Origin of the sequence: Pseudoalteromonas sp. XMcav11-Q, assembly GCF_040104525.1 — a bacterium.
Lineage (GTDB): Bacteria > Pseudomonadota > Gammaproteobacteria > Enterobacterales > Alteromonadaceae > Pseudoalteromonas.
The window spans coordinates 301,384-310,431 of record NZ_JBECOX010000005.1; the positions used below are offsets into that span (position 1 = coordinate 301,384).

Consider the following 9,048-nt stretch of genomic DNA (forward strand, 5'->3'; position numbering starts at 1 on the left):
GATGACGACCGTGATCGAAGTGAAGAACTTAAGGAAGGTCTACAAAAGAACACGAAAAGTTGCCGTCGATGACGTCTCTTTTAGCGTTAGCGAAGGCGAATGTTTTGGACTCCTTGGGCCCAATGGCGCCGGAAAAACCACGACGTTGGAAATACTTCAGGGCTTGCGTAGTGCAACGTCAGGTGAAGTGACGTTATTCGGTCTTAATTGGAAGCAACACGAAACCAAACTTCGCAGCCTTATGGGTGGCGTGATGCAACACAATAACCTCTACGAAAAACTCAAAGTAAAAGAGTGCGTCGAGCTATTTGCCAGCTTTTACCCAAGCTACACGCCAATTGATACGCTGCTTGAGCGCTTCAATTTAAGCGAGAAAAAGGACGCTTGGCTAAGCGAACTCAGCGGTGGACAAAAGCAACGCGTATTTTTGGCGATGGCAGTGGTTGGCCAGCCCAAGTTGGTGTTTTTAGATGAGCCAACTACGGGACTTGACCCCACGAGTCGCCAGGAGTTTTGGCACATCATTAAAGATCTCAAAGAAGCTGGTACCTGTGTGATGTTAACGACGCACTACATGGATGAGGCAGAGTTCTTATGCGACAACTTAGCCATCATTAATTCAGGTCAAATCATAGAGTCAGGCGCGCCAAGCGACATTATTAATCGCACCTTTGAGACTCCGGTGATTAAAGAACCCAGAAAAGCCACACTCAACGACGTATTTTTGAAACTCACAGGTTCCACGATGGAGAGGGAAAGTTATGCCTGAGTTAAGTCAAACTAAGTTATATCCATTTTGGCAATTAATGATGGTCAATATTCGACCTTTTTTCCGTGATAAAGCGGTATTGCTATGGACATTCGGTTTACCTATTTTTATCGCCCTATTGTTGATCCAAGCCTTCTCCGGTGGACCAAAAATGTCTCCTATGAATGTGGTGGTGATGCATGGCGAGCAAATTGAACAGAAATGGCTTAAAGCGATGGAGGAAGATCCACTCGTTACCGTTACCCGCCTCTCACAAACCGATTCAATTGTGCTGGAAGACAGCTTTGCTTCTGCTCAGCTGGCGGAAGTGATCAGCTCACCAGGCTCAGTGCTACGTAAGCTGCAAAATGAGGTGAGCCCTGAAGTTTATCTTGCCCCCAATGCAATGTTTTCTACTCATAACTCCGATGAGTCGTTAATGGCACGTAACTATCTATTGCGTCTTAAAGCGCAAGCTAACGGCGAAGAGATGCGAAGCAATGTCATTAGCGTCAAAGGTTATCGTTACACTGACTGGTTGATCCCGGGGATCATCGTGTTACAAGTCCTTGGTTTAGCACTGGTGTCGATTGCCAACAGTTTAGTGTCGGACAGACAAAACGGCTTTTTTAAACGTCTACGCCTTTCTCCTTTCAAACGCCGTGATTACATCATTGGGATCGTGCTCGCACGCTTATTCTTGCTGGTGTTCCAAATGCTGATTCTGTTCGTCGCATTTCACTTTTTATTTGGTTACACGCTGCAAGGAAACGTGCTGGATATCATTGCAGTAATGGCACTCGGTTCATTTTGTATCTGTATGCTCGGCGTGTTAGTCGGCGCCCGTAGCCAACGGGTTGAAGTCTCATCAGGGATAGCTAACTTACTTTACTTTCCGTTGATGTTTTTATCGGGCATCTATTTCGACACCGCTAACTTCCCCACTCTACTGCGAGAAATAGTTTCGTTACTGCCAACCACTGCGTTTTTGGATGCACTGCGCTTAGTCGCAAACCAAGGCGTTGAACTGGCTGCGGTAAGTCGTCAACTGATTATTTTAGGCGTCACCAGCGTGGTGTTTTTCCTCATCGTTTACTTCTGCTTTGACTGGGGAGATGAAAAATCATGATCACCGATAACTTGCCGCACAAGGCACCATTTAAGTTTGCAGACAAGATAATCGAACATTCACCGGGAGAGATGATTGTTGGACTAAAGTTTGTCTCGCATAACGAACCAGGCCTCCAAGGACATTTTCCGGATGAGCCTATTTTCCCGGGTGTGTTAATCATTGAGACCATGGCGCAGATCAGCGGCTTGTGCTGCAACAACACGCACAAAGGAGGCATGCTGTCTTCCATAGAAAAAGCCAAATTTAGTCGCCCTGTTCGCCCCGGCGAAATCATTAAAGTAACGGCAAAACTAGAAACTGAATTTGGTGCGATGGCGCGCTTTAAAGCACAAGCACACGTTGAAGATGAGTTGGTTGCAAAAGCTGAACTCACGATTGTTTACACGGATTAAGGAACTTGGTTGTGTTTACTGGAAAGACAGTAGTAGTGACTGGCGTATCCAAAGGGATAGGCAAAGGCATCGCACTCGCCTTTTTGCAAGGTGGTGCTCGAGTATACGGTATTTGTCGCACACAAACCCCCATCGCGGAGTTACACAAACCTGAGTATCAAGCTCGTTTCACTCAACAAAGCGGCAATATTACCGACAGCGAGTTCGTCAACTCCGCTATTCGCCAAGCGATAAGCGACACGGGTCGGGTTGATGTGTTAGTGAATAACGCTGGGATCACGAATGATAGCTTGTTCTCTCAGATGTCGTACGACGCTTTTCATAACGTGTTAGATATCAACTTCAAGGGTACATTGCTGTGTTGCCAAGCGGTGTTACCAGTCATGACTAAGCAAGGTGCAGGCAAGATCATCAACATGGTGTCGCAAAGTGGAATAAGCGGACGTGAAGGCCAAGCCAACTACGCGACCTCAAAAGGCGCAATTATTGGCCTCACTCGGACTATTGCACGGCAATATGGTCACTGTGGTGTTTACTGTAACGCACTCGCTCCGACGTTTATTGCAACTGATATGATTGATGATATCCCCGCAAGCATTATCAACCCAGTGCTTAAGCATACCGCACTAGGTCGTGTTGGGAGCGTCAAAGAGATTGCTGATGCCACGCTATATCTCGCTTCTAGCGCCTCTAACTACCAAACTGGAAATGTGCTTCGTTTGGATGGAGGGCTTGCGGTATGAATGCTCAAGCATTTATTTTACTTTATCCAACAAGTGAGTTTGATAGCCACTTCGTTACCCATTTGCTGTCGCAAAAACATCCGTTACTCCTTATCAATGCAAGTGCTGAGGTGCTCGAGCATAATCCAGAAGCGAGCCATATCCACCTCAACGCTCCCCTCTCGGAGTTAAATACCAATACATTACTAGATTGGTTTGAACTCTATAATAATCAGCAAGAAGTGATGGTACTGCATTGTGCCAATCGCCTTGATGAAAGCAATCTACTCGAAGACATTGCCGTTGGCGAGCAAGTGATTGCGCGTCTAGAAAGCGTATTTTCGGTCCTCAGAGTCATTGCGGACAACCTCAGAGTAAGTGGTGGAAACCTCGTCTTTTTAACTCAATCAGACACCTTAAATTACGAATTAGAAGCCACCGCCAGTGTCTGTAACCACGCTCATAATGCGTTGATGATGACGCTCGCGCGCGAGTATCAAGGTAGCAAGCTGGCAGTTAACAGTTTTGTGTTACCGCTACTGGCTACCGATAGCAAAGCCGCAAGAATCCAAAAGCGCAACCTAAAAGGAGGCGTATTGGGTGCACGACCTGCGGTATACAGCTATCAAGACTTGGTGGAATACCTAGTCAACTTTATGAAAACCAACACCATGCTCACCGGTCAATCCATCGCATTCACACCAACGCTGGAGCTCAAGCTATGATGCCGGTTGACTTATACTGTTTCCATCACGCAGGTGGCTCTTCTTTGTTTTTTAGGGAATGGGCCAAACATTTACCTGCGCATTGGCAACTCCACGGCATCGACTTACCGGGCCGTGGTACTAAAGCAGGCATGCAATCTTTACGGGACTGGGATGAGGCACTTAGTCACCTAAGTAGTAGCACGCAACTTCAGCCGCGTAGTGAGCGGTTGTGCGTGTTTTTTGGTCACAGTCTTGGCGGGATGGTGGCTTATAAGCTTGCCGATCATCTTGCTAAACACGCACTGACAACACCGGATTTACTCTGTCTATCTGGATGCCGCGCGCCAAGTATTCCCTCGGCTACCCAGTACTCAAAATTGACTGACTCGGACTTGCTCACGACTTTATATCATCTCGACATGCTGCCTAAACATCGTTTAACGAAGGACGTAGAAGCGGTTGTGGCCGCCATGTTTAAAGACGACTTTATGTTAGCCGAGCAACCCGTCAGTACTGACATTACGTTAACGATGCCGGTCGAACTGATCCTCGCCACACAAGATCACTTGGTTAAGCCTGAGTCACACCAAGCTTGGTCTGAGTACTGCGAGAACTATTTTCAATACCATCATGTCGATGGCGGTCATATGTATTTACAGCAACGCCCAACGCTGGCGTGTGAGGTGATTGTCGCCGCAGTAGCGCGACACCTAGCACGCTTGCAGCAAACAAAATACCAAAAAGCAAACTGGCAAAAGCCGTTGTGTTAAGGCGAAAAAACAAGGATCACGCAATGAACTCACAGTCCAATTCCGCCAATTTCAAGTCACTGACAACGAGGCAACTTCACGTATGGCAAGCCCAACAGCTTGATTTGGCAAATCCAGTATATAACATCGCTTGCGCGGTACAATTTACCGGCGGGCTCACAGCCGAGGCACTAGAGCAAGCCTTGGTGTTGCTATTTGCAAGGCACCCAGTTTTATCGAGTCGTATTGATGAGGCTCAAGGCGAACCACAACTCGAATTATTAGCCTGTGCCCCTAAGTTATTAGCCGTGCCTGATGAGATTGCCGCTTTTAGTGACTCTGTCACCGCCAAAACCTTAATTGAGCAAGCCATCGATATCACTAAAGAGACCTTTCAATTCTACGCTTGTAGCTCAGAAACTCGGTTGCTATTGACCATCAAAGGACATCATATCAACTGTGACCAGTGGGCATTGCAAGTACTAATGAGCGATTTACTCGCATGTGTAGAAGCGGTGCTTGATAACTCTGAACTTGATCTCGCCCCCCTTGATTATCAAGTGATGTTTGAAGAAAAGCCTGAGCGTGCAGCAACTTCACAACAGAGCGAACTCTATCCTATCGATTTTTACCAGAGTAATACTGAGGCACTAGCGCACCATTATGACGGCATCGCGTTTCGTGAAGAAAACCCAGAGGCACTCAAACAAGTAAAACAGGTGGCCTCTCAAGCTGGTGTTACGAGTTTTAGCGTCGTGCTTGCCAGCGTCTTTTTGACTTTATTTCATACCACAGGGCAAACCGATTTGACCATAGGGATCCCGATGGCTCGCCGCACCCGTAAAACACGCGCGATCTTAGGTCATTACTCAGACGTTGAAACGGTTTCTATTTGCGATATTGAGCAGTACACAGGTGCATCGCTTATCAGTGAAGTCAGTAACCAGCTCACCCAATTACTGCTTTCAGGAAATAATAATAAAGACGCTGCAAAGCATATTAATGTCACCTGTAACTACTTAGCCAAGCTAAAAAGCAATGGTATTCGTCCAGGGATCACCCCGTTGATGATTGGTCGCCAAGGGTATGAACTTGCTTTGGGCACAGCGGGAGATACCATTATCAAAGGGGTATCCATTGAGCCTGGTGTTTCACAATTTGATATCGAATTTACGCATTTTGAAACCGAAGGTGGCCTTTGTCGTAAAGTAGTCGCCGCTAAGTCTGTCTTTTCTCGCGTGGCAATGACACGGATCACCGATATTCAGGCGCGCTTTATTGAATTACTTACCCACTCTAGCGATCTTAATATCGCCGAGCTGCCTGTACTGGATGAAGAAGAGCAAAAGCTGATCTTGGCGCGCAGCAATCAAGATAATGAAACGTTCTTTTCCGACACCACTTTAAATCACTGGTTTGAACAAGCGGTAAGTAAGCACCCAGATCAAATCGCGCTACAAACCCAAACACAATCTATCGATTATAAAACCCTTAACGCCAGAGCCAACGCCCTTGCCTTGCATTTACGGGAGCAATATCAGTCTCAGTATCAACAACCCCTCACTGCCGATACGTTAATTGCGCTGTACATGCAGCCTTCTATCGAGATGCTGATTGCAATTCTTGCTGTCACTAAAGCGGGTGCGGCTTATGTGCCGCTGTCTCCCGACCATGCCAGCGAGCGAACAACCTTTATTCTAAGTGATACCAACCCAAGCCTGTTGATTGTCGACGAGCAAGAGTATGCCGCCGCAAAAGACAAATGCCGTTTAGCGGAGGTGGCTTGCCCATTAGTTACACCACTCAATGCCCAGCAACAAAGCGACACAGCCCCTGTCATCAGCCAATCACCGCAGGACTTGGTATACATCATTTATACCTCAGGTACGACTGGCCAACCAAAAGGCGTGATGCAAACTCATGAAAACGTCGCTCGATTGTTCACGGCGACGGAGCAAGATTATGGCTTTGACCATCACGATACTTGGGTGCTTTACCATGCCTATACTTTTGACTTTAGTGTATGGGAAATGTGGGGCGCCCTACTTTATGGCGGTAAACTCTGTATTCCTGACAACAGCCTGATCCGCGATTTTGAGGCCTTTGCAGACTACTGTTCAGACAATCAAGTGACTGTGCTTAATCAGACTCCTGCCGCATTCTATGAATTTAGTGCAGCGGCACTAAGCGCAAAATTGAATTTTGACAAACTGAGGTATGTGATTTTCGGTGGTGACAAACTCAACCCCGAAATGCTCAACCCTTGGTGGAACTGCTACGGCGATGAACAGCCGCTATTGGTCAACATGTATGGGATCACTGAAACCACGGTGCATGTCACCTATAAAGCACTCACGCAACAATCAAGTTCTAAAGCCTCTCATATCGGTAGACCCATATTAGATATGAAAGCGTACGTACTAAATTCCAAATTGCAGTTGGTCGAACCCGGTGCCTGCGGTGAGTTATATATTGGCGGTGCAGGTCTTGCTCGTGGTTATTTAAACCGCGAAGCGCTCAGTCAAGAACGCTTTATTAGCAGCCCGTACGCAAGCGAACAAGATATTCAACAAGGACGAGCCAGACTGTATAAAACCGGTGACTTGGCAAGACGCCTGCCGGATGGTGAGTTGGAGTATATCGGTCGTAACGATAATCAGGTGAAGATCCGTGGCTACCGTATTGAACTGGGTGAAATCGAAAGCGTGATCAACCAATTGCCAGAAGTTGCCCAAGCGGTGGTTATCGACCGTACCCTACAAAGGGTTCCCTACCTAGCCGCTTATATCAAGTTTAAGCCACAACATTACGGCCAAACTGCCCAAGTGAAAGCCCATGTGAGTCAAGCGCTACCCAGTTATATGCAGCCAAAAACGTGGACTGAGCTTGCGGAAATACCTTTGACTGGCAACGGTAAATTAGACCGTAAAGCGTTGCCAGAGCCTGAACTGGTAAGCCAAAGCGAATATGTGGCGCCGCAAGACGAAACGGAAGCGCAACTGTGTGAAGCATTTAAAACTTTGCTTGGTGTTGAGCAAGTGAGCACCAAAGATGATTTCTTTGCTATCGGTGGTGATTCTATTCTCACGATTCAACTCGTTGCTTTGCTCAGAAAGCAAGGCATTGAACTGCAAGTAAAAGATATCTTTGATTGTCCAACTGCAGCGGCGTTAAGTCAGCGTATTGCTAGCGTACAAGCGAATCAACGAGAGATAACACAGGAGCAAGGCCTGCTGAGCGGACGCTTTGATCTACTGCCAATTCAACAATGGTTTTTCAATAAAGCACTACCGGAGGAGAATCATTGGAATCAGGCATTTGCAATCAGGATCCCAAGCGGCCTTAGCCAAATTCAATTACAAGAGGCGCTACACAGTTTAAGTGATCAACATGATATGTTGCGCACAACCTTTATGGAATTTGAAGGCCATATTACGCAAGAATATAACGATGTGAGTACCATGGCGCCACTCAACGTCCTTAACGGCAAGTCACACGATGTACAAGCAGAACTCAACGCGCGACAAAGCCAGTTCGATATTTGTAATGGCCCACTTTGGCAAGTTACACATATCGAAGCGTTTTGCGAAGACTACGACCTGCTTCACTTTGCACTTCACCACTTAATCATCGATGCGGTTTCTTGGCGGATCATCGCGCAAGATCTGCAAACCCTTTTAGCACAAGGAGAGTTGCTGAGTAAACGTACCAGCTATCGACAGTGGGTAGAAATGATGCAAGCGTACCCGGCAGCACACCCGCAGGAAATGGCATTTTGGCAGCGTTTAGCAACCAACTTGCCAAGCTATCCGCCAAGCATGGCTGCAACACCGTCAACCGCTTGGTTAGAGCTAGACGCGCACACCACGGCCCGCTTAATACGTGACGCGAATGCAGGCTTCAATACGCAAGGTGAAGAGTTACTACTGGCTGCTTTGTGCCAAGCATTGAGTAAAACCTTTAAGCAAACTCAGCATGCTATCACGTTGGAAAGTCATGGTCGTGAAATGTGGCGTGATGATGCTGATATCAACCAAACAATTGGCTGGTTCACTTGTTTGTACCCGCTACGCCTGACTCAACAAGCGACACTAAGCGACACCATTATTGATGCCAAAGAAGCGCTACGCCAGATCCCGAATAAAGGTCTTGGTTTTGGTAGTGCACAACTGCAAGACACCAGCTTAACGTTGCCAAGTATCAGCTTTAACTACTTGGGCCAAATGGGTGGGCAAAGCGATGCGCTTTGGCAAATAGACAACCAACTGCAAACCGAGACAAGTTCTGCACAAAACGGCTCGGATCTGATCCTCGATATCAATGCGCTGGTTCAGGGCGAGCAACTTAGGATCAAAGTGGATTCATTACTAGATGGCAATCTTACCGATGCCTTCGCTACTCACTTAACACAAGCGCTGCATGATGTATTGGATACAGCGCTCGAGGCGAAAAAGCGCGGCGGTGTAAGCACCCCTAGCGACTTTGGCGCGGGCTCGCTTTCTCAGGAGCAACTAGCTGCACTGCAATCCCAGTTAAGTGAAACACAACTAGAACAAACCACGACTCAGTCTGAAAAAACACAAGAATTAGAGATTTAA

The 9,048-nt window shown here is 47.1% G+C and carries 7 protein-coding genes; all 7 read left to right on the top strand.

All coding sequences use genetic code 11. The annotated features are described in order from the left end of the window. Nucleotide 1: 1 nt before the first annotated feature. From ABMY45_RS10755 to ABMY45_RS10785, 7 genes are read left to right on the top strand one after another with little or no spacing between them, the layout of a single operon-like run. Nucleotides 2–769, top strand: coding sequence for an ABC transporter ATP-binding protein (locus ABMY45_RS10755; protein ID WP_010369407.1), 768 nt, complete (start codon nucleotides 2–4; stop codon nucleotides 767–769). Continuing rightward, entirely contained in the window at nucleotides 762–1,877 is a 1,116-nt protein-coding gene (locus ABMY45_RS10760; RefSeq protein ID WP_010369409.1) for an ABC transporter permease, read from the top strand. Before ABMY45_RS10755 ends, ABMY45_RS10760 begins: the two co-directional genes overlap by 8 nt. Next, nucleotides 1,874–2,272: a 3-hydroxyacyl-ACP dehydratase FabZ gene (gene fabZ, locus ABMY45_RS10765; RefSeq protein ID WP_010369411.1), complete on the top strand. Its 399-nt coding sequence runs from the start codon at nucleotides 1,874–1,876 to the stop codon at nucleotides 2,270–2,272. The genes ABMY45_RS10760 and fabZ overlap by 4 nt, the downstream gene beginning before the upstream one ends. Before the next feature lie 11 nt (nucleotides 2,273–2,283). Then, complete coding sequence (locus tag ABMY45_RS10770; RefSeq protein WP_010606256.1) at nucleotides 2,284–3,015, top strand: SDR family oxidoreductase; 732 nt, start codon at nucleotides 2,284–2,286, stop codon at nucleotides 3,013–3,015. After that, nucleotides 3,012–3,719, top strand: a complete 708-nt coding sequence (locus tag ABMY45_RS10775; protein WP_349288872.1) for a hypothetical protein — start codon at nucleotides 3,012–3,014, stop codon at nucleotides 3,717–3,719. Before ABMY45_RS10770 ends, ABMY45_RS10775 begins: the two co-directional genes overlap by 4 nt. Further along, nucleotides 3,716–4,471 (top strand): alpha/beta fold hydrolase, encoded by a 756-nt coding sequence (locus ABMY45_RS10780; RefSeq protein ID WP_102056427.1) that lies wholly within the window; start codon nucleotides 3,716–3,718, stop codon nucleotides 4,469–4,471. The genes ABMY45_RS10775 and ABMY45_RS10780 overlap by 4 nt, the downstream gene beginning before the upstream one ends. 23 nt (nucleotides 4,472–4,494) lie before the next feature. Then, the gene (locus ABMY45_RS10785) at nucleotides 4,495–9,048 is read left to right on the top strand and encodes an amino acid adenylation domain-containing protein (RefSeq protein ID WP_349288873.1); all 4,554 of its coding nucleotides are present in this window, start codon (nucleotides 4,495–4,497) and stop codon (nucleotides 9,046–9,048) included.

What these genes read in the sequence shown, in the direction of transcription:
- ABMY45_RS10755 (WP_010369407.1), top strand. Translation starts at nt 2, where the DNA reads ATGACGACCGTGATCGAAGTGAAGAACTTAAGGAAGGTCTACAAAAGA.
- ABMY45_RS10760 (WP_010369409.1), top strand. Translation starts at nt 762, where the DNA reads ATGCCTGAGTTAAGTCAAACTAAGTTATATCCATTTTGGCAATTAATG.
- fabZ (WP_010369411.1), top strand. Translation starts at nt 1,874, where the DNA reads ATGATCACCGATAACTTGCCGCACAAGGCACCATTTAAGTTTGCAGAC.
- ABMY45_RS10775 (WP_349288872.1), top strand. Translation starts at nt 3,012, where the DNA reads ATGAATGCTCAAGCATTTATTTTACTTTATCCAACAAGTGAGTTTGAT.
- ABMY45_RS10780 (WP_102056427.1), top strand. Translation starts at nt 3,716, where the DNA reads ATGATGCCGGTTGACTTATACTGTTTCCATCACGCAGGTGGCTCTTCT.
- ABMY45_RS10785 (WP_349288873.1), top strand. Translation starts at nt 4,495, where the DNA reads ATGAACTCACAGTCCAATTCCGCCAATTTCAAGTCACTGACAACGAGG.